General features: G+C 68.4%; 15 protein-coding genes and 1 pseudogene. 14 read left to right on the top strand and 2 right to left on the bottom strand.

Annotated features, from left to right (window positions below; translation table 11 throughout):
- The 3 genes from L3V85_RS19385 (at window position 1) to L3V85_RS19395 (ending at window position 1,758) form a co-directional block, all read left to right on the top strand.
- A complete protein-coding gene (locus L3V85_RS19385; protein ID WP_237674365.1) occupies window positions 1–543 on the top strand; it encodes a septation protein A in 543 nt (180 codons plus the stop codon).
- A complete protein-coding gene (locus tag L3V85_RS19390; RefSeq protein WP_237674366.1) occupies window positions 540–833 on the top strand; it encodes a BolA family protein in 294 nt (97 codons plus the stop codon). The genes L3V85_RS19385 and L3V85_RS19390 overlap by 4 nt, the downstream gene beginning before the upstream one ends.
- Before the next feature lie 139 nt (window positions 834–972).
- The gene (locus L3V85_RS19395; protein WP_237674367.1) at window positions 973–1,758 is read left to right on the top strand and encodes a peptidylprolyl isomerase; all 786 of its coding nucleotides are present in this window, start codon (window positions 973–975) and stop codon (window positions 1,756–1,758) included.
- A 63-nt stretch (window positions 1,759–1,821) separates the two neighbouring features.
- Here L3V85_RS19395 and L3V85_RS19400 read toward each other — a convergent pair whose 3' ends face one another.
- Window positions 1,822–2,133 (bottom strand): hypothetical protein, encoded by a 312-nt coding sequence (locus tag L3V85_RS19400; RefSeq protein WP_237674368.1) that lies wholly within the window; start codon window positions 2,131–2,133, stop codon window positions 1,822–1,824.
- Window positions 2,134–2,138: 5 nt separating this feature from the next.
- Window positions 2,139–6,107, bottom strand: a complete 3,969-nt coding sequence (purL, locus tag L3V85_RS19405; RefSeq protein WP_237680605.1) for a phosphoribosylformylglycinamidine synthase — start codon at window positions 6,105–6,107, stop codon at window positions 2,139–2,141.
- A 155-nt stretch (window positions 6,108–6,262) separates the two neighbouring features.
- Between purL and map the strand changes: the two genes are divergently transcribed.
- The 11 genes and pseudogenes from map (at window position 6,263) to L3V85_RS19460 (ending at window position 25,023) form a co-directional block, all read left to right on the top strand.
- Window positions 6,263–7,087 (top strand): type I methionyl aminopeptidase, encoded by an 825-nt coding sequence (gene map / locus L3V85_RS19410; protein ID WP_237674369.1) that lies wholly within the window; start codon window positions 6,263–6,265, stop codon window positions 7,085–7,087.
- A 22-nt stretch (window positions 7,088–7,109) separates the two neighbouring features.
- On the top strand, window positions 7,110–9,716 hold the full coding sequence (locus L3V85_RS19415; protein ID WP_237674370.1) for a [protein-PII] uridylyltransferase: 2,607 nt from the start codon (window positions 7,110–7,112) through the stop codon (window positions 9,714–9,716).
- 93 nt (window positions 9,717–9,809) lie between these two features.
- The gene (locus tag L3V85_RS19420) at window positions 9,810–10,847 is read left to right on the top strand and encodes a GGDEF domain-containing protein (RefSeq protein ID WP_237674371.1); all 1,038 of its coding nucleotides are present in this window, start codon (window positions 9,810–9,812) and stop codon (window positions 10,845–10,847) included.
- Complete coding sequence (locus L3V85_RS19425; RefSeq protein WP_237674372.1) at window positions 10,848–12,935, top strand: sensor domain-containing diguanylate cyclase; 2,088 nt, start codon at window positions 10,848–10,850, stop codon at window positions 12,933–12,935. It abuts the gene before it with no gap.
- A gap of 200 nt (window positions 12,936–13,135) precedes the next feature.
- On the top strand, window positions 13,136–13,609 hold the full coding sequence (bcsD, locus tag L3V85_RS19430; protein ID WP_237674373.1) for a cellulose biosynthesis protein BcsD: 474 nt from the start codon (window positions 13,136–13,138) through the stop codon (window positions 13,607–13,609).
- Window positions 13,606–14,103, top strand: a complete 498-nt coding sequence (gene bcsR / locus L3V85_RS19435) for a BcsR/BcsP family cellulose biosynthesis protein (RefSeq protein WP_237674374.1) — start codon at window positions 13,606–13,608, stop codon at window positions 14,101–14,103. Before bcsD ends, bcsR begins: the two co-directional genes overlap by 4 nt.
- Window positions 14,104–14,105: 2 nt before the next feature.
- Complete coding sequence (gene bcsQ, locus L3V85_RS19440) at window positions 14,106–14,903, top strand: cellulose biosynthesis protein BcsQ (RefSeq protein WP_237674375.1); 798 nt, start codon at window positions 14,106–14,108, stop codon at window positions 14,901–14,903.
- Window positions 14,900–17,065, top strand: a pseudogene (bcsA, locus tag L3V85_RS19445) (UDP-forming cellulose synthase catalytic subunit). Before bcsQ ends, bcsA begins: the two are co-directional and overlap by 4 nt.
- Complete coding sequence (gene bcsB / locus L3V85_RS19450) at window positions 17,062–19,401, top strand: cellulose biosynthesis cyclic di-GMP-binding regulatory protein BcsB (RefSeq protein ID WP_237674376.1); 2,340 nt, start codon at window positions 17,062–17,064, stop codon at window positions 19,399–19,401. Before bcsA ends, bcsB begins: the two are co-directional and overlap by 4 nt.
- Before the next feature lie 7 nt (window positions 19,402–19,408).
- Window positions 19,409–20,716: a cellulose synthase complex periplasmic endoglucanase BcsZ gene (gene bcsZ / locus L3V85_RS19455; protein ID WP_237674377.1), complete on the top strand. Its 1,308-nt coding sequence runs from the start codon at window positions 19,409–19,411 to the stop codon at window positions 20,714–20,716.
- Window positions 20,692–25,023 (top strand): cellulose synthase subunit BcsC-related outer membrane protein, encoded by a 4,332-nt coding sequence (locus L3V85_RS19460; protein WP_237674378.1) that lies wholly within the window; start codon window positions 20,692–20,694, stop codon window positions 25,021–25,023. Before bcsZ ends, L3V85_RS19460 begins: the two co-directional genes overlap by 25 nt.
- The last annotated feature ends 46 nt before the right edge of the window (window positions 25,024–25,069 follow it).

The following is a 25,069-nucleotide window of genomic DNA, read 5'->3' on the forward strand; positions in this document are numbered from 1 at the left end:
ATGAAACTGATCCTCGACTTCTTCCCGATCCTGCTGTTCTTCGGCGCCTACAAGCTCGGCGACATCTACACGGCCACCGGCGTGCTGATGGCCGCCACCGTGGTGCAGATGGCCATCATCTACGCCATGGAACGCAAACTGCAGGCCATGCAGAAGGCCACGCTGGTGCTGATCCTGCTGTTCGGCACGCTCACCCTGGCGCTGCACGACGACCGCTTCATCAAGTGGAAGCCGACGGTGCTGTACGGCGCGATGGCGCTGGCGCTGGCCGTGGCGCTCTGGGCGCTGAAGAAGAACTTCCTGAAGATGCTGCTGGGCCAGCAGCTCGAGCTGCCCGAGCGCATCTGGGGCCGGCTGAACGTGGCGTGGATCGGCTATTGCCTGTTCATGGCCATCATCAACGGTTACGTGGCGGCGTACTTCACGACCGAGGCCTGGGTCAACTTCAAGCTCTGGGGCTATGTGTTCCCCATCGTCTTCCTGGTGGCGCAGGGCCTGTACATCGCGCCGCACCTGAAGAACGACGACAAGCCGACGGCATGACGAGCACCACTACCGCTACCACTGCCGCACCGCTGCCCACGGCCGCCGCTCTCGAGGCCGCGCTGCGCGAAGCGCTGGCCCCCACGCAGCTCGAAGTGATCGACGAAAGCGCCGCCCACGCCGGCCATGCGGGCGCCAATGCGGAAGGCCGCGGCACCCATTTCCGGGTCCGCATCGCCTCCCCGAAGTTCGAGGGAAAGCCCCGCGTGGCGCGGCATCGGCTTGTGTATGATGCCCTCCAAGTTTTTATCGCACAGGGTCTGCACGCCATCGCCATCGAGGTGCTCTGAGTCGTTCAACGGATAGCGCGCCGCATCTGCTGCGGTTGCAGCGGTTTCCGCATCACCCCCTCTTTCCTTCCCTATCCCTGCTTTCTTTCCCGCGCCTTTTCCTACACGCGCATTTCCTTTCCAGCTCGATATTCATTCCATGAAAAAACAAATCTTGCAGGCCGTCGCGGCCGCAGTGCTGCTCGGTGCCATCCCCATGGCGGCTCTCGCGCAGAACGCAGCCATCGTGAACGGCAAGCCGGTGCCCAAGGCCCGCATGGACGTTCTGGCACAACAGCTGGCAGCCGCCGGCCGCCCGGTGACGCCTGAAATGCAAGGCCAGCTGCGCGAGGAAATCGTGGCGCGCGAAGTGTTCATGCAGGAAGCCCAGAAGCAAGGCCTGGACGCCAGCGAGGACTACAAGAACCAGCTCGAACTCGCCCGCCAAGCCATCCTGATCCGCGCGCTGTTCGACAACTACCGCAAGACCAACCCGATCTCCGACGCCGACGTGAAGGCCGAGTACGACAAGTTCGTCGCGGCCAACGGCGGCAAGGAATACAAGGCGCGTCACATCCTGGTCGAAACCGAAGACCAGGCCAAGAAGATCCTGGCCGACCTGAAGAAGGGTGCCAAGTTCGAAGACATCGCCAAGAAGCAGAGCAAGGACCCGGGATCGGGCGCCAACGGCGGCGACCTCGACTGGGCCAACCCCGCGAGCTTCGTGCCCGAGTTCTCGGAAGCCATGATCAAGCTCAAGAAGGGCGAGACCACCCCCGCCCCGATCAAGACCCAGTTCGGCTGGCACATCATCCGCGTCGACGACATTCGCCAGGCTCAACTCCCGAAGCTGGAAGAAGTGAAGCCGCAGATCACGCAGCAACTGCAACAGCAGCGCCTGCAGAAGTACCAGGAAGACCTGCGCGCGAAAGCCAAGGTCGAATAATCGATCCGAGCAAAAAGAAAGCGGCCTTCGGGCCGCTTTTTTATTGCCGTCTTTTCTTCAGGCTCAGATCGCCCAGGTGCCGAAGTTGTCGCCCGGGCCATCGAGTGCCGCGAACGCCTGCCAGGCCGCGCCGGCATCCGCGCCCTGCACCGCGCGGCCCAGCGCATCGAGCGTGCGATAGATCTTCTTCGATGCGACGAAGTGCGCGGCATTGAGCGCCTCTAGCTGCGGCAGCAGCGTGCGCAGGATCTCCGTGCGCGCCGACGAAGCCGCTGCCTCGTCTTCGCGCCACGCGAGCAACTGCTTGCGAATCAGATCCTCGATCCGCGCCGCTTCCAGCACGTGCCGGCTTCGCGGGTGATCGAGGTCGAGCATCGGCTTCAGCCCACCCAGCGGCGCGCGTTGCGCCAGATCTGCATCCAGGGGCTCAGCTCGCTCCTATCGCCCGAGGTCCAGCTCATCTGGATGTTGCGGAACACGCGCTCCGGATGCGGCATCACCGCGGTGAAGCGGCCGTCAGGCGTCGTGACCGAGGTCAGGCCGCCCGTGCTGCCGTTCGGGTTGAACGGGTACTGCTCGGTCGGCTGGCCGTGGTTGTCCACGAAGCGCATCGCACCAATGGCCTTGGCCGCGTCGCCGCGGTGCTTGAAGTTGGCATAGCCCTCGCCATGTGCCACCGCGATCGGCAGGCGGCTGCCGGCCATGCCCGCGAAGAAGATGCTGGGCGATTCGAGCACTTCGACCATCGACAGGCGCGCCTCGAAGCGCTCGCTCTGATTGGTGGTGAAGCGCGGCCAGGCTTCGGCACCCGGAATGATGTCGGCCAGTTCGGCGAACATCTGGCAGCCGTTGCACACGCCCAGGCCGAAGGTGTCGGCACGGCCGAAGAAGGTCTTGAACTGCTCGGCCAGCTTCGGGTTGAAGGTGATGCTGCGCGCCCAGCCGATGCCGGCGCCCAGCGTGTCGCCATAACTGAAGCCGCCGCAGGCGACCACGCCCTTGAAGTTGGCCAGATCCGCCCTGCCCGTCTGCAGGTCGGTCATGTGGACGTCGAAGGCCTCGAAGCCGGCTTCGGTGAAGGCGTAGGCCATCTCGACGTGCGAGTTCACGCCCTGCTCGCGCAGGATCGCGACCTTGGGGCGCGACTGCAGGATGGCCGGAGCAACTGGTGCGTTGTTCGGCAGGAACACGTGCATGCCCGGATCGCTCGGCACGCCGGCTGCCGCGTGCTCGGCATCGGCGCAGGCGGGGTTGTCGCGTTCGCGGGCGATCTTCCAGCTGACCGAGTCCCACACCTGGTGCAGGTCGTGCAGGCTCGCGCTGAACACCGACTTGGCGTCGCGCCAGATTTCGAGCTTGCCCTTGCCCGCATCCATCGGCGAGCTGGCCGGGCGCGTCTTGCCGACGAAGTGGCTGTGCGTGCTGAGGCCGTGGGCGCGCAGCACTTGCATGACATCGTTGCGCTCGGCGGTGCGCACCTGCAGCACCATGCCCAGCTCTTCGTTGAACAGCGCCTTGAGCGTGAGTTCTTCGCGCCGCGCGCTGACCTGCTGCGCCCAGTTCTTGGCGTCGCCGGTTTCCATGCGGCTGTCGGAGATGCCGTCGCCTTCGGTGACCAGCATGTCGACGTTCAGCGCCACGCCGACGTGGCCGGCAAAGGCCATTTCGCAGGCCGTGGCGAACAGGCCGCCGTCGCTGCGGTCGTGCATCGCGAGGATCTTGCCGTCGGCGCGAAGCGCATTCACCGCATTGACCAGCGCCACGAGCTGCGCCGGGTCGTCGAGGTCGGGCACGGTGTCGCCGCTCTGGTTCAGCGTTTGCGACAGGATGCTGCCGGCCATGCGGTGCTTGCCCTGGCCCAGGTCGATCAGCACCAGCGTGGTGTCGGCCTCTTCGGCATCGAGCTGCGGCGTGAGCGTGCCGCGCACGTCCGCCAGCGAAGCGAAGGCGGTCACGATCAGGCTCACCGGCGAGGTGACCTTTCGGGCTTCGCCGTTGTCCTTCCACTGCGTGCGCATCGACAGCGAATCCTTGCCGACCGGAATCGACACGCCCAGCGCCGGGCACAGCTCCAGGCCCACGGCCTTGACGGTTTCGTACAGCGCGGCGTCTTCGCCGGGCTCGCCGCAGGCGGCCATCCAGTTGGCCGACAGCTTGACGCGCGAGAGTTCGATGGGCGCGGCCAGCAGGTTGGTGATGGCTTCGGCCACGGCCATGCGGCCGGAAGCCGGCGCGTCGAGCGCGGCCAGCGGCGTGCGCTCGCCCATGCTCATGGCTTCGCCGGCAAAGCCCTTGTAGTCGGCCAGCGTCACGGCGCAGTCGGCCACGGGCACCTGCCACGGGCCGACCATCTGGTCGCGGTGGCTCAGGCCGCCCACGGTGCGGTCGCCGATGGTGATGAGGAAGCGCTTCGAGGCCACGGTCGGGTGCGCGAGCACGTCGATGGCGGCCTTCTGCAGGTCGACGCCCGTGAGGTCGAGCGGCTTGAAGGTGCGCGCCACGGTCTTCACGTCGCGGTGCATCTTGGGCGGCTTGCCGAGGAGCACGTCCATGGGCATGTCGACCGGCTGCACGGCGGCGCCTTCGTCGGCCACCAGCAGCTGGCGCTCTTCGGTCGCCACGCCGACCACCGAGAACGGGCAGCGCTCGCGCTCGCAGAAGGCCTTGAACTGTTCGAGCGATTCCGGCGCGATGGCCAGCACGTAGCGCTCCTGGCTTTCGTTGCACCAGATTTCCTTCGGCGCCATGCCCGACTCTTCGAGCGGCACGGCACGCAGGTCGAAGCGCGCGCCGCGGCCGGCGTCGTTGGTCAGCTCGGGGAAGGCGTTGCTCAGGCCGCCCGCGCCCACGTCGTGGATCGCGAGGATCGGGTTGGCCGCGCCCTGCTGCCAGCAGTGGTTGATGACCTCCTGCGCACGGCGCTCGATCTCGGGGTTGCCGCGCTGCACCGAGTCGAAATCGAGCTCGGCCGCGTTGGCGCCGGTGGCCATCGAGCTGGCGGCGCTGCCGCCCATGCCGATGCGCATGCCGGGGCCGCCGAGCTGGATCAGCAGCGAACCGGCCGGAAACTGGATTTTCTTGGTCTGTGTGGCATCGATGCTGCCGAGGCCGCCCGCGATCATGATGGGCTTGTGGTAGCCGCGCTGGACGGTGTCGAGGTCGCTCGCCACGGTCTGCTCATATTCGCGGAAGTAGCCCAGCAGGTTGGGACGGCCGAATTCGTTGTTGAACGCGGCACCGCCCAGCGGGCCCTCGGTCATGATCTGCAGCGGGCTGGCGATGTGCTCGGGCTTGCCGTAGTGGCCGTCTTCAGGCCACAGCTTCGACACGGTGAAGCCGGTCAGGCCGGCCTTCGGCTTGGAGCCGCGGCCGGTGGCGCCTTCGTCGCGGATCTCGCCGCCAGCGCCGGTGGATGCACCGGGGAACGGCGAAATGGCGGTCGGGTGGTTGTGCGTCTCGACCTTCATCAGCACATGGCTGAGGGCGCTATCTTTTTGATAGCTCTGCGAGCCGTTGGCGGGAATGAAGCGCTCGATGGTCGCGCCTTCCATCACCGAGGCGTTGTCGGCATAGGCGATGACCGTGTGCTGCGGGTTCTGCTTCTCGGTGTGGCGGATCATCGAGAACAGGCTCTGCGGCTGGGCCTTGCCGTCGATGGTGAAGTTGGCGTTGAAGATCTTGTGGCGGCAGTGCTCGCTGTTGGCCTGCGCGAACATCATGAGCTCGACGTCGCTGGGGTTGCGACCCAGGCGGGTGAAGGCGTCGACCAGGTAATCGATTTCGTCCTCGGCCAGCGCAAGGCCGAAGCCGGTGTTCGCGGCCACCAGCGCCGCGCGGCCGCCGGCCTGCACGTCGACCTGCGCCATCGGCTGTGCGGGCAGCTCGCTGAACAGGCTGGCGGCCTGCTCGACCGTGGCCAGCACCGATTCGGTCATGCGGTCATGCAGCGGGCCGGCCGCGGCGGCCAGTTGGTCGCCTTCCAGCACGGGGGCCTTGCCGATCAGCGGCGCCTTGAGCTTCAGGTGATATTGCGTGACGCGCTCGACCCGGCGCAGGGCCAGGCCGCAGTTGTGGGCGATGTCGGTGGCCTTGGAGGCCCAGGGCGACACGGTGCCCAGACGCGGGGTGACGACCACCGAGGTACCCGCCTTGGCCGGCGCCTCGAAGGGCTCGCCGTAGGTCAGCAGCGCGGCAAAGCGCTCGCGGTCGGCCGTGCCGAGCGCCGCATCGGTCACGACCAGGTGCACGAAACGGGCCGAAATGCCCTCGATGCGCGGCTCGATGGCCTGCAGCTTCGGCAGCAGCTGCCGTGCGCGGAAGTCGCTGAGCGCGCTGCCGCCCTCGAACATGGTTACGACAGGAAGGGCTTGAGGTGCGGGCTGCGTCACGGTCGATGGGGCCTCGGGGGCCGCGTTGGGAATCAAGGAATAAAGGCGAATGACCGCTGACTGGGGTCATCCGCGTTAACCCGGGATTTTAGCCGGGCCGATGGGATAATTCGGGGATGAGCATTAACTACAAAGACGCTGCGGGCATCGAAGCCATGCGGGTCGCCTGCCGCCTTGCCTCCGAGGTGCTGGACTACCTCACACCCCTCATCAAGCCCGGCATCACGACCAACGACGTCGATCGGCTCGCCGCCGAATACATGGTCAAGCAGGGCACCACCTCCGCCACGGTGGGCTACATGGGCGCCAGCAGCGTCCCGTTCCCGAAGTCGCTCTGCACCTCGGTGAACCACGTGGTGTGCCACGGCATTCCCAACGACAAGCCCCTGAAGAAGGGCGACATCATGAATGTCGACGTGACCGTCATCAAGGACGGCTGGTTCGGCGACAACAGCCGCATGTACGTGATCGGCGACACCTCCATCGCCGCCAAGCGCCTGTGCAACATCACCTTCGAGGCCATGTGGCACGGCATCCTGCAGGTGCGCCCCGGCGCGCACCTGGGCGACGTGGGCCATGCAATCCAGAAATTCGCCGAAGGCCAGGGCTTCTCGGTGGTGCGCGAGTTCTGCGGCCACGGCGTGGGCCAGCGCTTCCACGAAGAACCCCAGGTGCTGCACTACGGCCGCCCGGGCACGCTGGAAGAGCTCAAGCCCGGCATGATCTTCACCATCGAGCCGATGATCAACGCCGGCAAGCGCGACGTGAAGGAAGACTTCAAGGGCGGCCAGTACGACGGCTGGACCATCGTCACGCGCGACCATTCGCTGTCGGCCCAGTGGGAGCACACGGTGCTCGTCACCGAGACCGGCTACGAAGTGCTGACGCTCTCCGCCGGCAGCCCTCCGCTGCCCTCCTTCGTCACCTCGACCAAAACCTGACGCGCGCACGCGTTCCCCGGCCGTGATCGAAGCAGCCAAGATCGACGTGGCGACGCTGCGCGAAGCCTATCGCGCGAAGAAGCTCGCGCTGTTCGACACCCTGCGCTTCGCGCGCGCGCCCACGCGCAGCGTGCACACGGTGCTGCGCCAGCTCGCGGCGCTGGCCGACGAGACGCTCTGCACACTGTGGCGCGAAGCCGATTTCGGCGATGCGCTCGCGCTGGCCGCCGTGGGCGGCTTCGGGCGTGGCGAGCTCTTTCCGTACTCCGACGTCGACGTGCTGCTGCTCCTGCCGCCCGAAGGCCACGAGAACGCCGTCGACCCGGCCCGCATCGAGGCCTTCATCGGCCATTGCTGGGATGCCGGCCTCGAGATCGGCTCCAGCGTGCGCACCGTCGACGAGTGCCTGGCCGAGGCCGAGAAGGACGTCACCGTCCAGACCTCGCTGCTCGAGGCCCGGCTGATCGCCGGCGACAAGAAGCTCTTCACCGCCTTTCGCCGCCGCTTTGCCCGCGCCATCGATCCGCAGGCCTTCTTCGTGGCCAAGTCGCAGGAAATGCGGCACCGCCACCAGAAGTTCGACAACACGCCCTATGCGCTGGAGCCGAACTGCAAGGAATCGCCCGGCGGCCTGCGCGACCTGCAGACCATCCTCTGGATGACCAAGGCCGCCGGCTACGGCAGCCGCTGGGACGACCTGGCCAAGAACGGCCTGGCCACCTCCTTCGAGGCCCAGCAGATCAAGCGCAACGAGGCGCTGCTTTCGCTCATCCGCGCCCGGCTGCACGTGATTGCCAACCGCCGGGAAGACCGGCTGGTGTTCGACCTGCAGACCGCCGTGGCGGCCAGCTTCGGCTATGAGAGCGAGTCGCAGCGCAAGTCGAGCGAAGCGCTCATGCGGCGCTACTACTGGGCCGCCAAGGCGGTGTCGCAGCTCAACCAGATCCTGCTGCTCAACATTTCAGAGCGCCTGCAGCCCAGCGACGAGCGGCACACGCCGATCAACGAGCGCTTCTACGAGCGCGCCGGCCTGATCGAGATCGCCAGCGACGACCTGTACGAGCGCGAGCCGCACGCGGTGCTCGAGACCTTCCTGCTCTACCAGAAGACCATCGGCGTGAAGGGCCTGTCGGCGCGCACGCTGCGCGCCCTGTACAACGCGCGCCATGTGATGGACAGCAAGTTCCGCAACGACCCGGTCAACCACGAGACCTTCATGCGGATCCTGCTGCAGCCCTACGGCATCACGCATGCGTTCCGGCTGATGAACCAGACCTCTGTGCTGGGGCGCTACCTGCGGGTGTTCCGCAGCATCGTGGGGCAGATGCAGCACGACCTGTTCCATGTGTACACGGTCGACCAGCACATCCTGATGGTGCTGCGCAACGTGCGGCGCTTTTTCATTGCCGAGCATGCGCACGAGTACCCGTTCTGCTCGCAGCTGGCGGCCGGCTGGGACAAGCCCTGGATCCTGTACGTGGCGGCCCTCTTCCACGACATCGCCAAGGGCCGCGGCGGCGACCACTCCACGCTGGGTGCGCGCGACGTGCAGCGCTTCTGCAAGCAGCACGGCATTGCCCGCGAAGACGCCAAGCTCATCGAATTCCTGGTGGCCGAGCATCTGGTGATGAGCCAGGTCGCGCAGAAGCAGGACCTGAGCGACCCCGAGGTCATCGGCGCCTTCGCCAAGCGAGTGGGCAACGAGCGCTATCTCACGGCGCTGTACCTGCTGACCATCGCCGACATCCGCGGCACCTCGCCGCGCGTGTGGAATGCCTGGAAAGGCAAGCTGCTCGAGGACCTGTACCGCTACACCCTGCGCGCGCTGGGCGGCCGCATGCCCGACCCGGACGCCGAGGTCGAGGCGCGCAAGCGCGAGGCGCTGGTGCAACTGGCCCTGCACGCCCAGCGCTTCGAGGCGCACAAGGCGCTGTGGGACACACTCGACGTCGGCTACTTCATGCGCCACGACGCCACCGAGATCGCCTGGCATGCCAAGCAGCTCTCGCGCTTCGTGCCGCCCAAGGGCGTGCCGATCGACCCGAAGGCGCCGCCCATCGTGCGCGCGCACCTGTCGCCGGTGGGCGAAGGCCTGCAGGTCGTGGTCTACACGCCCGACCAGCCCGATCTTTTTGCGCGCATCTGCGGCTATTTCGACCAATCGTCGTTCAGCATCCTGGATGCCAAGGTGCACACCACGAGCAACGGCTATGCGCTCGACACCTTCCAGGTGGTGACGACCTTCCTGCCCGACCACTACCGCGACCTGATCAGCATGGTCGAGTCGGGCCTGGGGCAGACGCTCACCGAGGCCGGCGCCCTGCCCCAGCCCAGCATGGGCCGGGTGTCGCGCCGGGTGCGCAGCTTCCCGATCAAGCCGCGCATCAGCCTGCTGCCCGACGACAAGGCCCAGCGCTGGCTGCTCAACATCTCGGCCAGCGACCGGGCCGGCCTGCTGTATTCGGTGGCCCGGGTGCTGGCGCGCCACCACCTGAACCTGCAGCTCGCCAAGGTGACGACGCTCGGCGAACGGGTGGAAGACACCTTCCTCATCAGCGGTCCGGAGCTGCAGGGACAGAAAACCCAGCTCGCCATCGAAACCGAACTGATGGAAGTGCTGGCATCCTGAGTTGTCCGATTTCCGGACGCCGCCACGGGTTTTGCGCCACATTCGTGCAACGAAAGACTCAAGCTGTCGCGCATCGCCGTCAAAATAACGGCCATGGATTCACTGATTGAACAGCTTTCGGACTCGGTCGCCTCGGCAAAGACGCTGGAAGACCTGGCCCGCCCGATGCTCGAGATGCTCGAAGTGGTCACCGGCCTGGAGTCGACCTACCTCACGACCATCGACCTCGAAAAGGGCCTGCAGCACATACTTTTCGCCCGGAATGTCAAGGAAATGACCATTCCCGAGGGCATTTCCGTCCCCTGGTCCGACACGCTCTGTCGCCGGGCCCTCGAAGAAGGCCGCACCTTCACCGACGACGTGGCCGACTGCTGGGGCGACTCCGATGCCGCCCGCGATCTCGGCATCCGCACCTACGTGAGCACGCCGGTCAGGACCGAGAACGGCGGCCTCTTCGGCACCCTGTGCGCCGCCAGCGCCGTGAAGCTGCCGCTGTCGCCCCATGCGGAACCGGTGCTGCGGCTCTTCGCGAAGCTGATCGCCCAGCAGGTCGAGCGCGAGCTGCTCTTCATCAAGCTCAAGCGGGCCAACGCCGAACTGGCCGCCTACGCCTCGACCGACACTCTCACCGGGCTGCCCAACCGCCGCACGCTGATCGACGCCCTGCGCCGGCTGCTCGCCCAGTGCGAACGCGAAGGCCGCAGCACGCTGGTCGGGTTCATCGACATGGACGGCTTCAAGAAAATCAACGACACGCATGGCCATGACGTGGGGGACGAGTTCCTGTCGGCCATGGCCGGCCGGCTGTCGGCCTCGCTGCGGGCCAGCGACGTGCTGGCGCGCTTCGGCGGCGACGAGTTCGTGGTGATCGGCGCCGGCCCCACTTTCGACGAATCGCCGCGCACCGCGGCGCGCGCGCTGGCCGACCGGCTGGGCGAAAGTACCATCGGCGACCTGCGGCTGACCCGCGGCACCACCATCGAGTACGGCGGTGCCAGCGTCGGCGTGGTGGCCATCGATCCGCGCACTGTCTCCGCGGAAGAGGCCCTGAAGCTGGCGGACACCGCCATGTACAACGTCAAACGGGAGCGCCGGGCCACGGCCATCCCCAGGGAAGCGCAGTCCGACTGAATGAATACCGACCGGCTGGTACGCCTCGAAAGGGCCTTGGGTTCGCTCAAGGCCCGGATCACGATGGGGGGGATTTTCGCGCTGGTGCTTGGCATCGGCCTGATCACGACCATCATCGTGGGGCGGACCGAGCGCGACCTGCTGGAATCGCAGCGCCAGCGCGAGCTGAACGAGTCGGTGCGCACCGCCGCCCTGCTGGGCCATAACGTGATCCAGCTGCAGCGGGTGCTCGAGTCGGTGGCCGGCGCGCTCGACGAATCGACGATGCAGGACCCGGCGGCGCTGAAGGCGTTCATGCAGAGCAAGCCGGTGATGCGCAACTTCTTCGCCAACGTCTACATCGCCACGCCCGACGGCAAGGTGCGCGTGATGAGCGACGAAAGAGGCGTATCGCAACCGGCGCTGAACATCAGCGACCGCCCCTATTTCAGCCGCCTGCTCACCGAAGGCCGGCCGATGGTCTCCGAGCCATTGCTGGGCTCGCTGACGGGCGAACCCATCGTCGCCGTCACCCAGCCGGTGCGCGGCGCTCACGGCATCTACGCCGTGCTGGGCGGCACGCTGCGCCTGTCGAGCCGCGACCTGCTCGACGGGCTGGTCGACACGCAGGAAAGCGATGCCAGCGCATTGGTGGTGCTGACGGACGCGCAGGGCCGGGTGCTGGCGCACCCCGACCGCAAGAAGCTGATGGACTCGATTGCCGACGAACCCCGGCTGGCCCAGGCCTTCAAGGCCTGGCAGGCGGCGGGCAGCCCGGTCGAGCCGCAGGGCCTGTTGCTGCCCCAGGCCCGCGAGATCGCCAGCGCCGCCGGCGTGTCCGGTCCCGACTGGATGGTGTGGCGCGTGCGCCCCGAGGCCGAGGTGCTGGCACCGGTCAAGGCGGCGCGCCGGCTGGCGCTGGTCTGGGCCTTCACGCTGGTGGGCGTGCTGTCTGCCGGCATTTTCATGAGCCTGTGGCTGTTGCTGCGGCCGCTGACCATGCTGGAGCGGCGCGCGCAACACATGTTCGACGACGCCATGCGTCCTGAAGACGGCTGGCCCACGGGCGACGGCGAAATCGGCCAGCTCGGCCAGGTGCTGCGCCGCGTGGGCGTGCAGCGTGCCGAGCTCGAACGGCTGAACGGCGAGATGTTCAGCAAGCTGCGCTCGGTGATGCGGGCGGCGCCCATCGGCATCGCCTTCATTCGCGACCGCCGCTTCGAGCTGGTGAGCGACGAGCTGTGCCGCCTGCTGTCGTACCGCGAAGACGAGTTGCTGGGCAAGCCGGTGGACCTGATCGTGGTGCCCGAGGAAGACCAGCCCGCCCTCGCCGCGCTGGAGAAAGAAGCCTTCGCCAGCAGCAATTCGTATGTCGGCGAGGCCCGCATGCAGCGCGGCGACGGCTCGCGCTTCTGGGCACGGCTGCGCAGCCGGCCGGTGGACCCGGAGCACACCGATTTCGGCTCGATCTGGACGGTGCTCAACATCGAGGAGCAGCGCAATGCGCGCAAGGCGCTCGAATGGTCCGCCGCCCATGACGGGCTGACCGGCCTGGCCAACCGCCAGCGCTTCGACCAGCATGCGCAGCGGCTGATCGAAAACCGGCCGGCTTCGCTGCCGGCGGCGCTGGTGTTCATCGACCTGGACCACTTCAAGCAGGTGAACGACACCGGCGGCCACCTGTCGGGCGACGCCATGCTGCGCGCGGCGGCTGCGGCCATCATGTCGCGGGTGCGCTCCGGCGACCTGGCGGCACGCATCGGCGGCGACGAGTTCGCGCTGCTGCTCGAGCAGTGCACGCACGAGGCGGCGGTGCGGGTGGCGGAAGACATCGTGGCGTCGATCTCGGCGATTGCGCTGCCCTGGCTGTCGGGCAGCCTGCATGTCGGCGCCAGCATCGGCGTGGCCAGCCTGTCGCAGGACATCGGCTCGGTCGATGCCTGGGTCGATGCGGCCGATGCCGCGTGCTACGCCGCCAAGGCGGCCGGCCGCGGCGTGGTGCGCGCGGGGCGGCCGCCGCGCGTGCCGCATGCGCCCCAGGTGCCTCGAGGCGGCAGCCCGCCGGCCATGCCCGTTGCACCCGCCACGCCGGACAGCATCGAAGACTAGTGCTCGCCCCAGTTGCGGGCGCCGGTTGAATCCGGAACGCGTCTTGCGTCGTACCGAAGGGGTCGATGCACGGGTTTCGTGCGTTCGCTCCGTCTCGCCCACCCGACCCGTCCCCGAATTCAGACAGTTCTGGGTCGATGGTGTGTCGATAAGTTCACATTTGTTGTCAACGGTTAATTGATCCAAGAGAATGCTCGGACATGGAAACAGCCGCGACGTTTATTCAGTACTACGAGAGAAATTCATGCAGTTCGCAATGGCTGGAATTCAACCGCGGCATGGCCGCCGAGTTGAGCGCCGGCCTGCCTCCGGAAGATCTGCGGCAGCTGTTTTTTCGCATCGGCCAACGTCTCGCGCATGCGCTTCCCATTCCCCCGTGTAGCACGCTCGGCGAACTCGAAGCCGAGTTCAACGCGCGCTGGGACAGCATCGACTGGGGTTTCAGCACCCTGAGCGAAGACGCCGACTGCCTCTTCATCACCCACGCCTGCAGCCCGATCGCCACGGCCTTCGGACCCGAAGCCACGGACTGGAGCGTCGGCTTCTTCGAAGGCATCTACCAGGCCTGGTTCGATTCGCAGCGCATGCCGTCGTCGCTGCGGGTGCAGGCATTTCCGCCGGACGCGCAGGCCGGCCACCGTATCGACCTGCGTCTGTCGAAGGCGCAAGCATGAGCCAGGACGAACCGACCCCGGAAGACATCGCCGGCCTGTTCCGCAAGTTCGGTGGGGATGCCCACGACTACAAGGAATTCGCTCCGCCGGAAGCAGAAGAAGAGGCGCCGCGCGCCTGGCCGCTGCTGACGGGCGCGAAGATCGAGCGCCCGGCCGCCCCGGCCCCTGCGCCCTTCGTGGCCGCGCCCGTCCAAGCCGTGCCCCCGCCGCCGTTCGCCGCTGCGCCGCAACCCAGGGTCGAGCCGGTGCTTCGCCCCCTGCCCCCGATCCCGGCGCCCGCCCCGTTGGCCGCTCCGGCGCCAGCGCCATCAGCGCCGCTCCTCGCGCGCACGCCGTTCGCTCCGCCTCGGGCTCAGCCGCCGGTGGCACAGCAGCCCGCCACTGGCAACGAGACCGCGCCGACCCCGCTTTCGCAGTTGTTCGCACGGCTGGCGGCGCCGCAGCCGCCCGCCGCCCCGCCGGGCCCCATGTCGCGCTGGCGAAGGCCGACGTGACGATGGTTGTCATCCCCGTCATCTCCTCCAAGGGCGGTGTAGGCAAGACCACCATCGCCGCCAACCTGTGCACCGCGCTCGCCTCGCGCGGGCAGCAGGTGCTCGCCATCGACCTCGATCCGCAGAACGCCCTGCGCTTTCACATCGCCAGCGACCCGCATGCCTGCGACACCGGACTGGTCGAGGCCGCCACCGGCATGATGCCGTGGGCGCGCGCGATCCGTGCCGCGCACGGCGGCGTGATGCTGCTGCCCTTCGGCGACGTCGATGACGAGCGCCAGATCACCTTCGAGCACCAGCTCTCCCGCCATCCGCTGTGGCTGGCCGAGACGCTGGCGCGTTTTTCGCTGCCCGACGGCACGCTGGTGCTGCTCGACACGCCGCCCGGCCCCACGGTCTACCTGCAGCAGGCGCTGCGCGCGGCCAACATCTGCGTGATCCCGGTGCTGGCAGATGCCGGCTCGTTCGCCACGCTGCCGATCATCGAGCGCCTGGTCGACAAGTACTGCCGCCCGCGTGCCGACTACGCCGGCAGCGCCTACGTGGTCAACCAGGTCGACCCCGGCAAACGGCTGAACCACGACGTCTTCGAAATGCTGCGCCAGCGGCTGCGGCCCGAACTGCTCGGCATGCTGCACCTCGACCAGTCGGTGCCCGAGGCACTGGCGTCGGCGGTGCCGGTGCACCGCTACGCGCCCATGAGCCAGGCGACCCAAGACATTGCCTCCTGCGCCGAGCACCTGCTCGAGCGAATCGCCGCTGCCCGGCAGGCGCCCCGTTCCATGGAATCGACACGATGAACAGCGCCCCCCCTTCCGCGCCGCCGCCACCCCGGCCAGCCCCCGCGCTCCTGCGCCTGCTGCCGGTGCGCATCATCGGCTGGCTGGTCGCACTGGCGATCCTGCCTGCGCTGATCATCACGCCGATGACCTTCCAGCAGCAGATCGTGCTGTCGGTGGGCATCTTCGTGGCCGCGCTGATCACCAATCGCATCAAGGGCCGCTTCGCGAGCCTGGTGCTGATCTTCATGTCTGTCATCGTGTCCTCGCGCTACACCTACTGGCGCGTGACCGAGACCATGTTCATGGACAACCCGGTCGACTTGGTGCTGGGCATCGGGCTGCTGATGGCCGAGCTGTACGCCTTCGTGGTGCTGCTGCTGGGCTATGTGCAGACCGCCTGGCCGCTGGAGCGCAAGCCGGTGCCGCTGCCGGAAGACCCGGCCGAGTGGCCGACCATCGACCTGTTCATTCCCACGTACAACGAGGCGTTGTCGGTGGTGCGCTCCACCGTGCTGGCCGCGCAGTCCATCGACTGGCCGCGCGACAAGATCAAGATCTTCGTGCTCGACGACGGCCGGCGCGAGGAATTCCGCGTGTTCTGCGAGGACGTGGGCGTGACCCACGTCACCCGCGACAACAATCGCCATGCCAAGGCCGGCAACATCAATGCCGCGCTGAAGAACACCACGGGCGAGTTCGTCGCCATCTTCGACTGCGACCACATTCCCACGCGCTCGTTCATGCAGATCGCCATGGGCTGGTTCGGGCGCGACCCGAAGCTGGGCATGGTGCAGCTGCCTCACTATTTCTTCTCGGCCGACCCCTTCGAGCGCAACCTCGACACCTTCGGCACGGTGCCGAACGAAGGCGAACTGTTCTACGGCCTGATCCAGGACGGCAACGACCTCTGGAACGCCACCTTCTTCTGCGGCTCGTGCGCGGTCCTGCGCCGCACCATCGTGGAAGAAGTGGGCGGCATCGCGGTGGAAACCGTGACCGAGGACGCCCACACCGCGCTCAAGATGCACCGCCGCGGCTACAGCACCGCGTAGTACCTGGCGCTGCCGCAGGCCGCGGGCCTGGCGACCGAAAGCCTGTCGGGCCACGTGGGCCAGCGGATTCGCTGGGCACGGGGCATGGCGCAGATCTTCCGCATCGACAACCCGCTGTTCGGCCGCGGCCTGCACTGGGCCCAGCGCCTGTGCTATGTGAACGCGATGCTGCACTTCCTGTACGGCCTGCCGCGCCTCATCTACCTGACGGCGCCGCTGGCGTACCTGTACTTCGGCGCGAGCGTGATCCACGCCTCGGCGTCGATGATCTTCGCCTTCGCGCTGCCGCACATCCTGCACGCCAACCTGACCAACAGCCGCATCCAGGGCCGCTTTCGCTACCTGCTGTGGAACGAGGTCTACGAGGCGGTGCTGGCCTGGTACATCTTCCGCCCGACGCTGGTGGCGCTGATCAACCCCAAGCTCGGCAGCTTCAACGTGACGGCCAAGGGCGGCCTGATCCAGCAGGAGTACTTCGACACCACCATCGCCAAGGCGAGCCTGGTGCTGCTGGCGCTGAACTTCGTGGGCGTGTGCCTGGGCGCGTGGCGCCTGACCTGGGTCGATCCGCAGAACATCGCCACCGTGTGGCTGAACTTGGCCTGGACCGTCTACAACCTGATGATTCTGGGCGCCTGCGTGGCGGCGGCCAACGAGTCGCGCCAGCTGCGCGGCGCGCACCGCGTGGAACTCAACCTGCCGGCCACGCTGTACTTTGCCGACGGCCGCTCGCTGCGCTGCAACACCTTCGACTTCTCCAGCGGCGGCCTGGGCGTGGAACTGCCCAGCGACCTGAAGCTCGACCTGGAAACCCCGGTCGAGGTGGCGCTGTACCGCAACGACCAGGAATCGCGCTTTGCGTCCACGGTGCGTTTCAGCAGCGGCAGGCGGGTGGGCCTGCGCTTCGCGCCGATGAGCTTCGCGCAGGAACGCGCGCTGGTGCAGTGCACGACCGCGCGCGCCGACATCTGGGCCGCCCGATGGGGCAACCACCCGCGCGTGCCGATCTACCGCGTGCTCGGCCACCTGATCAGCATCAGCGGCACCGGCTTCAGAGACATGTTCAGCCATTACTACCGCGCCACCGTTTCCAGGTTGCGTCCCGCCAAAGCGAAGGAATCCACGTGACGATTTCCCAGTTCGCGCATCGTCGCGTCGTACCCAGCGCCATGGTGGCGATCGCACTTGCGACCCTTTCCGTGACCGGCGGCACATCGGCACAACCCAGGCCGCCCGTGGCCCCCGCCCCCGCCGCCCCGGCACCCGTGCTGCCGGGCGCGCCAGCGACCGTCGCGCCGGCAGCCGCCGTCAACGCCACGCCCATCGCCGGCGCGGTGCGCGAGCTCAACCTCACGCAACTGGGCATCGACTACGCGATTCAGCTGCGCGGCATCAGCGGCACCGTGGGCATTCCGTTCAACGTGCGCGCCGACGAGCTGGTCACGGCCGCGTCGTTCAAGCTGAACTACGCCTATTCGCCCTCCCTGATTCCCGAGCTTTCGCACCTGAAGGTGACGGTCAACGACGTGCTGGTGGCCACGCTGCCGGTGAACCGCGCCGACGCGGGCAAGCCCCAGACGGCCGACATTCCGATCGACCGGCGCCTGATCACCGAGTTCAACCGCATCAACGTCGAGCTGATCGGCCACTACACGCGCGAGTGCGAAGACCCGGCGCACACCAGCCTGTGGGCGCGCGTCGATGCGTCCAGCACGCTGAAGCTCACGGTCTCGCCGCTCAAGCTCACGAATGACCTGGCGGCGCTGCCGCAGCCCTTCTTCGACCGCCGCGACGTGCGGCGCGCCCGCATTCCCTTCGTCTTCGGCGGCGCCGACACGGCGCCGATGCTCGAGGCCGCGGGCGTGCTGTCTTCGTGGTTCGGCTCCCTGGCCGACTACCGTGGCGCGACCTTCCCTGTGTCGCACGGCGATCTGCCGGCGGGCCACGCGGTGGTGTTCGTCACGCCCGAATCGAACATTCCCGGCCTCACGCTGCCTTCCATCCAGGGCCCTTCGCTGGCCGTGGTCGACAACCCGCAGGACGCCTCCGGCAAGCTGCTGCTGGTGATGGGCCGCAACCCGGCCGACATCCGCACCGCCGCCGCCGCGCTGGCACTGAACAGCAAGGCTTTCGCGGGCGCGCAGGCGGCCGTCACCGCCTTCCAGGAACCGCCGGTGCGCAAGCCTTATGACGCGCCACGCTGGGTGCCGAGCGACCGTGCGCTGCAACTGGGCGAACTGGCCACGGCCGGCGAGCTGTCGGTGACGGGCTACAACCCCGACGTGGTCCGCGTGAACCTGCAGCTGCCGCCCGACCTGTTCACCTGGCGCAGCCGCGGCATTCCGCTCGACTTGCAGTACCGCTACACGCCGCGCGTGCGGCCCGACCAGTCGACGCTGAACGTCAACGTCAACGACAACTTCGTGGGCGGCCTGCCGCTGCGCTCGGCCAACCCGGCCGGCGACCGCTGGTGGAACCCGCTGGCCGTGAAGCTGATGCCCGACGGCACGCTGGCCGAGCACAAGGAAGTCATCCTGCCACCGCTGGCCATGGGCCCGCGCAGCCAGCTGCGCCTGCACTATTACTTCGAACCCGTGGGCGGGCGCTGCGTGCCGCAGCTGGACAACGTGCGCGGCGCGATCGACCCGACCTCGAAGATCGACGTGTCGGGCTTCCCGCACTTCATCGCGATGCCCGAACTCGCGGCCTACGCCAACGGCGGCTTCCCGTTCTCGCGCATGGCCGACCTGTCGGACACCGCGGTCGTCCTGCCGGACCAGCCCAGCGACACCGACACCGAGACTTATCTCGGTCTGTTGGGCCAGATCGGCCGCTCCACCGGCTACCCCGCGCTGCGCGTGAAGGTGGGCCGCTCGGCCGAGGCCGGCCAATGGGCCGACAAGGACCTGCTGGTGATCGGCAATCTGCAGAGCCAGCCGCTGTTCACGCAGTGGGCCGACAAGATGCCGCTCAAGCGCAACGGCAACGCGCCCGAGCTCAAGCTGAACAGCTGGATCGACAACGCCATCGACTTCGTGATCGGCGCGCGCACCCGCGAAGACTTGCCGGGCAGCATGCAGATCGCGGTGAGCGACGACGGCCGCGACGCGGTGCTGGCGGGCTTCGAGTCGCCGCTGCGCAGCGGTCGCAGCGTGATCGCCGCCATCACCAACCCCGATTCGAAGGAAGCGCTGCTCAACGCGCTGATGACGCCCGACCTGCTCAAGCGCGTGCAGGGCAGCATGACCATCGTGCGCGACACGCAGGTCAACAGCGTGCTGGGCGGCGACACCTATTACGTCGGCCGCCTGCCGCCGCTGACCTGGCTGCAATGGAACCTGTCGCGCAGCCCGCTGATCCTGGCGGCGCTGGTCATCGTGCTGGCCCTGCTGGGCGCGGCGGTGTCGTATGCGGGCCTGCAGATCCGGGCGCGCCGCCGCCTGTCGGTCAACAAGTCCAAGTAACTCGCCCATGCGACGTTCGCCGACTTCCCGCCCCCCCGACAGCCCCCTGGCGGGCCGCCGCAGCCTGCTGGCGGCCGCCGGGCTCGCGCTCGCGCTGCCGAAGATGGCGAGTGCAGCGCCTGCCGCAACCACCGTGGCACAGGCGCCCGCTCCCGCCCCTGCGCCGGCACCCGCATCGAATGCAGCCGCGACACCTGCAGCAGCCACCTGCCACCCGGCCACCGACTGGGCGGCCTTCGCGGCGCGCCACATCCAGCCCGACGGCCGGGTGATCGACTTCAACACCGCGCAGCAGCAATCGACCTCCGAAGGACAGTCGTACGCGCTGTTCTTCGCGCTCGTGCACAACGACCGCGACATCTTCGCCCGCGTGCTGGCCTGGACCGAAGCCAACCTTGCCGGCGGCAGCCTCGCCAAGCAGCTGCCGGCCTGGCAATGGGGCCGCAAGCCCGAAGGCGGCTGGGGCGTGCTCGACGCGAATGCGGCATCGGACTCCGACCTGTGGATCTCCTACGCGCTGATGGAAGCCGGCCGCCTCTGGAACGACAACCGCTACCGCACGCTCGGCCGCAGCCTGCTCGCGATGGTGGTGCGAGACGAAGTGATCTCGCTGCCCGGGCTCGGCCGCATGCTGCTTCCCTGGCCCAAGTCGGTGGCGAGCGGGCCGCAGTGGCGGCTCAACCCGAGCTACATGCCGCTGCAGCTGCTGCGCTACTTCCAGCAAGCCGACCCGACCGGGCCCTGGCATGAGGTCACCGACAACACGCTGCGCATGTTCGGCGGCGTCACGCCCAAGGGCTTCGCGCCCGACTGGTGCGCCTGGTCGCAGGACGCGCGCGCCTTCGTGGCCGATCCGCAGAAGGGCGTCACCGGCAGCTACGACGCGATTCGCGTCTACCTCTGGGCGGGCATGCTGTCCGACAAGGACCCGGCCCGCAAGATGCTGCTGGCGCAACTGCGCGGCCCCCGGCTGCTGCTGGCCGACAAGCAACCCGTGCCCGAATACGTCGACACCGTGACCGGCGTCGTGCGCGGCATGGCGCCGCTGGGTTTTTCCGGCGCGCTGCTGCCCTACCTCAAGGCGCTGGACGAGACCGACGCGCTCGCCACGCAGGTCGCCCGCGTGCCCGGCGGACGCGCCGCCCTGCCACCGACGGCGACCACCTCCGCCGCCGCGCCGGCGCCCTTGCCTTACTACGAGCAAGTGCTGCTGCTGTTCGGCCAGGCGTGGCTCGACGGCCGCTATGAATTCGGCCGCAACGGCCAACTGCAAACATCATGGAGAACGCTATGCCGTCCCAATCGACCGGCCTGAAGCCGAAGCGTCCCCCCTCCTTCCGCACCCAGCAATGGCTGGCCTGCATCGGCATGCTCGCCGCACTGGGCACCGGCGGCCAGGCCTTCGCGCAAGCCGACGCCAACGCGGCGCTCATCGAACAGGGCAACTACTGGCAGGCCCAGGGCCGCGCCGACCTGGCCGAAGAGAGCTGGAAGAAGCTCTTGAGCGTCAACCCGCAATCGGCCGACGCGATGTACGGCATGGCGCAGGTCGAGCTGTCGCGCAATAACGCCGAGCAAGTCCGCACCTGGACCGCCCGCCTGCGCACCGCGCACCCCAACGATCCTCGCGTGGCGCGCCTGCAGCAGCAGGCCCAGCAGCCCGGCCAGCAAGGCGGCACGCTGCAGCGTGCCCGCGCCGCCGCGCGCGCCGGACGTTCCGGAGAGGCGGTCGAGCTGTACCGCAGCCTGTTCGACAACCGGCCGCCGCCGGAGGCCGTGGCGCTGGAGTACTACCAGGCGCTGGCCGGCACGCCGCAGGGCGTCAACGAAGGCCTCAAGGGCCTCGAGCAACTGGTGAAGGACCATCCGGACAACACCAGCTACCGGCTCGCGCTCGCGCAGCAGAAAACCTACAGCGAGCCGACGCGCCGCGCGGGCATTCGCGAGCTGGTCGAGCTGACCAAGCAGCCCGCGGTGGCCACTGCAGCACGTGCTGCCTGGCGGCAGGCGCTGATCTGGCTCGACGCACGCGCGCCCGACATTCCGCTCTACCAGGACTACCTGAGCAACAACCAGAGCGACGCCGCCGTGGCCGCGCGCCTGGAGACGCTCACCACCGCCAAGACGGCCGCGGCGAACGCACCCGACATTCCGGTCGGTGAAGGCTTCAAGGCGCTGGAGCGCGGCGACGCCGGCACCGCCGAGCAACGCTTCCAGCAGGCGCTGCGCACCAAGGCCGACGACACCGAGGCCCTGGGCGGCCTGGGCCTGGTGCGGATGCGCCAGGAGCGCTTCGGCGAAGCGCAGGAACTGCTGGAGCGCGCGGTTCGCGCCGGCGCAACCAAATGGAATTCGGCACTGCAAAGCGCCAATTACTGGGTGCTGGTCGGGCAGGCACGCGCCGCCCAGGGCAAGAACGACCTGCGCGGCGCGCAGTCGCTGTACGAACGCGCGGTGCGTATCGACCCGCGCGAACCCGTGGGCCAGAACGCCTTGGCCGACCTGCGCGCCGCCGCCGGCGACTTTGCGCAGGCCGAGCAAGGCTACAAGCGGGTGCTCGAAAGCCGCCCGCAGAACACACAGGCGCTGCGCGGGCTGATCTCGGTGTACGGCCAGACCGGCCGTCCCGACGAAGCGCTGGCGCTGTCGCGCCGCCTCACGCCCGAGCAGGCCACGCAGATGGGCGGCCTGCGCGACATCCAGGTCGAGCAGGCGCGCAACCGCGCCCGCCAGCAGGCCGATGCCGGCGACGCGGCCGGCGCCCAGCGCACGCTCGAAGACGCGATGCTCGCGGCGCCCGACAGCCCGTGGGTGCGCCTCGACCTCGCGAACATCTACCGCAAGCAGGGCATGGTCTCCGAAGCGCGCGGCGTGATGGAAGGGCTGCTGATGTCGCAGCCCGACATGCCCGACGCGCTGTACGCCAGCGCCCTGCTCGCTTCCGAAACCGGCGATTCGGCGGCCGGCATCCAGTACCTGGAGCGCATTCCCGCCGGCTCGCGCACCCGCGACATGGCCGCGCTGCAACGGCGCCTGTGGGCGCAGTCGCAGGCCGCCCGGGCACTGGCGCTCGCGCGTCAGGGCCAGGTCGATGCCGCGCGCGGCGTGCTGGCCCAGGCCGAATCGGCGCTGAGCGCCGACATGCCGGCAGAACTCTGGGGCCAACTGGCAGGCGCCTATGCCGAGATCGGCGACGCGCCGCGTGCGCTGGCCATGAGCCGCCAGCTGCTCGCGCGTTCGCCCACGCCGAGCATCGGCGACCGGCTGCTGTACGCGTCGGTGCTGCTCAAGACGAAGCAGGACATCGAACTGTCGGCCGTGCTGCGCCAGCTTGCCGGCGTCAACATGACGGCCAGCCAGCGCAACGACTTCGACAGCCTGCGCATCGCCTTCGCGCTGCGCCAGACCGACGCGCTGCGCGAAGCCGGCAACCTCGAGGCCGCCTACAACGCGATGGCCCCGGTGCTGGCCGAGCGCCCGAACGATCCGCAGGCGATGGCCGCGCTGGCCCGCCTGTACTCGGCGGCACGCGACGAAGGCCAGGCGCTGGCTCTGTACCAGCGCATCCTGCAGCGCAACCCGACCGACCTCGACACGCTGCTGGCCGCCGCCGCCAGCGCCAGCGCACAGCGCGAGCACGGCGAGGCCGAGAACTACGTGATGGCCGCGCTGAAGCAGGCGCCCGACCAGTCGCGCGTGCTGGCCGCCGCCGGCCGCGTTTACCGCAACGCCGGCGAAAGCCGCAAGGCCGAGCAGTACCTGCGCGCGGCGGTCGAAGCCGAGCGGCAGGTTGCCTCGACTGGCTTCGCCGGGCCGGGCGGCATGGCGTCGCAGATGCCGCCCGCCAACCCGTTCGCGGGCATGACCGGCGGTGCGCCGAGCGCGGCCGTGCCGACGGGTTATCCGCCGGCGGCCGGAGGCAATCCGTTCGCGCAGGCACGCTCGCAGCCGGTGTCTTATCCGGTCGCGGCGAATTCGGCTTATCCGGCCTACCCTGCGGCTGCATACCCTGCCGGCGCCTATCCCGCCGCCTACCCGGCTGCCCCGATGGCGGCAGCACCGGGTGCGCTGCCGTGGGGCGCCGCGCCCGCCGCAACATCGAATACCAAGGGCCGCACCACCGCCGCCACGCGCACCGCGCGCAACAGCAAGGCCGCCAACAACACGCCGCAGGCTTCGGCGTATGTGGCGCAGCCGGGCGGGCAGCCGGTCTACATTCCGCAGGCGCAGCCTGCCGGGTATCCGCAGCAGCAGGCCGGCTATCCCGCGCCGGGCTATCCGCCGGCCGCGTATCCATCGGCCAACGCGGCCTATGCGCAGGCCAATACGCCGCCGCGCAGCGAGCCGAGCTGGAACGCACCGCTGCGCACGGCCCCCGCGCCGGCGAACTCGCTGCAGTCGGAACTGCAGGACCTGGAGTCGCAGCGCGCAGTGAGCCTCACCGCGGGCACCGTCTTCCGCAACCGCGCGGGCGAAGCTGGCCTGAGCCAGCTCTCCGACTTCCAGCTGCCGATCCAGGCGCGCTTCCCGGTCGGCGAAGGCAAGATCGTCGTCGGCGTCACGCCCACGGTGGTCGATGCCGGCACGCCCTCTTCAACCTACTCGACCGCCAGCCGCTTCGGCGGCGGCCCGACGGCCTTCTACAACTCGATCGCCAGCCAGACCACGCCGGGCCAGCAGAACGCCGCGGGCGTGGGGCTGAACGTGGGCTACGAGGGCAAGAACTTCGAAGGCGGCATCGGCACCACGCCGCTGGGCTTTCCCACCACCAACGTGGTCGGCAACGCGACCTTCAAGGGCAGCTTCGGCGACTCCTGGAACTACAAGGCCGACATCTCCCGCCGCGCGGTGACCGACAGCGTGCTGTCCTTCGCCGGCGCCAAGGATGGCCGCACCGGCGACCGCTGGGGCGGTGTGGTGGCCACCGGCGTGCGCGGCGACATCGGCTACGACGACGGCACCTACGGCATCTACAGCTATCTGGCGGCGCACAGCCTCACCGGCAAGAACGTGGCGAGCAACTCGCGCGTGGAAACCGGCGGCGGCGCCTACCTGCACCTGCTGGACAGCCCGGGCTCCAAGCTCACGCTGGGCATGAACATCGGGCTCATGGGCTACCAGAAGAACCTGAGCTACTACACCTTCGGGCAAGGCGGCTACTTCAGCCCGCAGAGCTTCGTGAGCGTGGCCTTCCCGGTCGACTGGACCGGCCGCGCCAGCCGCTTCTCGTGGCGCGTGAACGCGTCGCTGGGCGTGCAGTCGTTCACCCAGAAATCGTCGCCCTACTTCCCGACCGATCCCTCGCGCAACGCCGACGCGCAGCGCGTGGCGGACGGCGCCCTGGCACTGGGCCTGAGCAGCGCGGTGTACAACGGCATGTACCCGAGCAGCTCGAAGACCGGCCTGGCCTACAACTTCGGCGCGGTGCTCGAGTACCAGTTGGCGCCGAAGATGTTCCTGGGCGGCGCGCTGGGCTTCAACAACGCGCAGAACTACCGCCAGTTCACCGGCAGCATGTACCTGCGCTATGTGTTCGGCGGTTCCAACAACCTGGGCGTGCCGAGCCTGGGCGGCGGAACCTCGCTGAGCCCGATGGTCTCGCCCTACACGCCGCTGCTGTAAGAGAAAGAAGAAAGCCAGCAGGCCCCGCGCGGGGCCTGCTGGCTTT

The sequence above is a fragment of the Variovorax paradoxus genome, from assembly GCF_022009635.1.
GTDB lineage: Bacteria > Pseudomonadota > Gammaproteobacteria > Burkholderiales > Burkholderiaceae_C > Variovorax.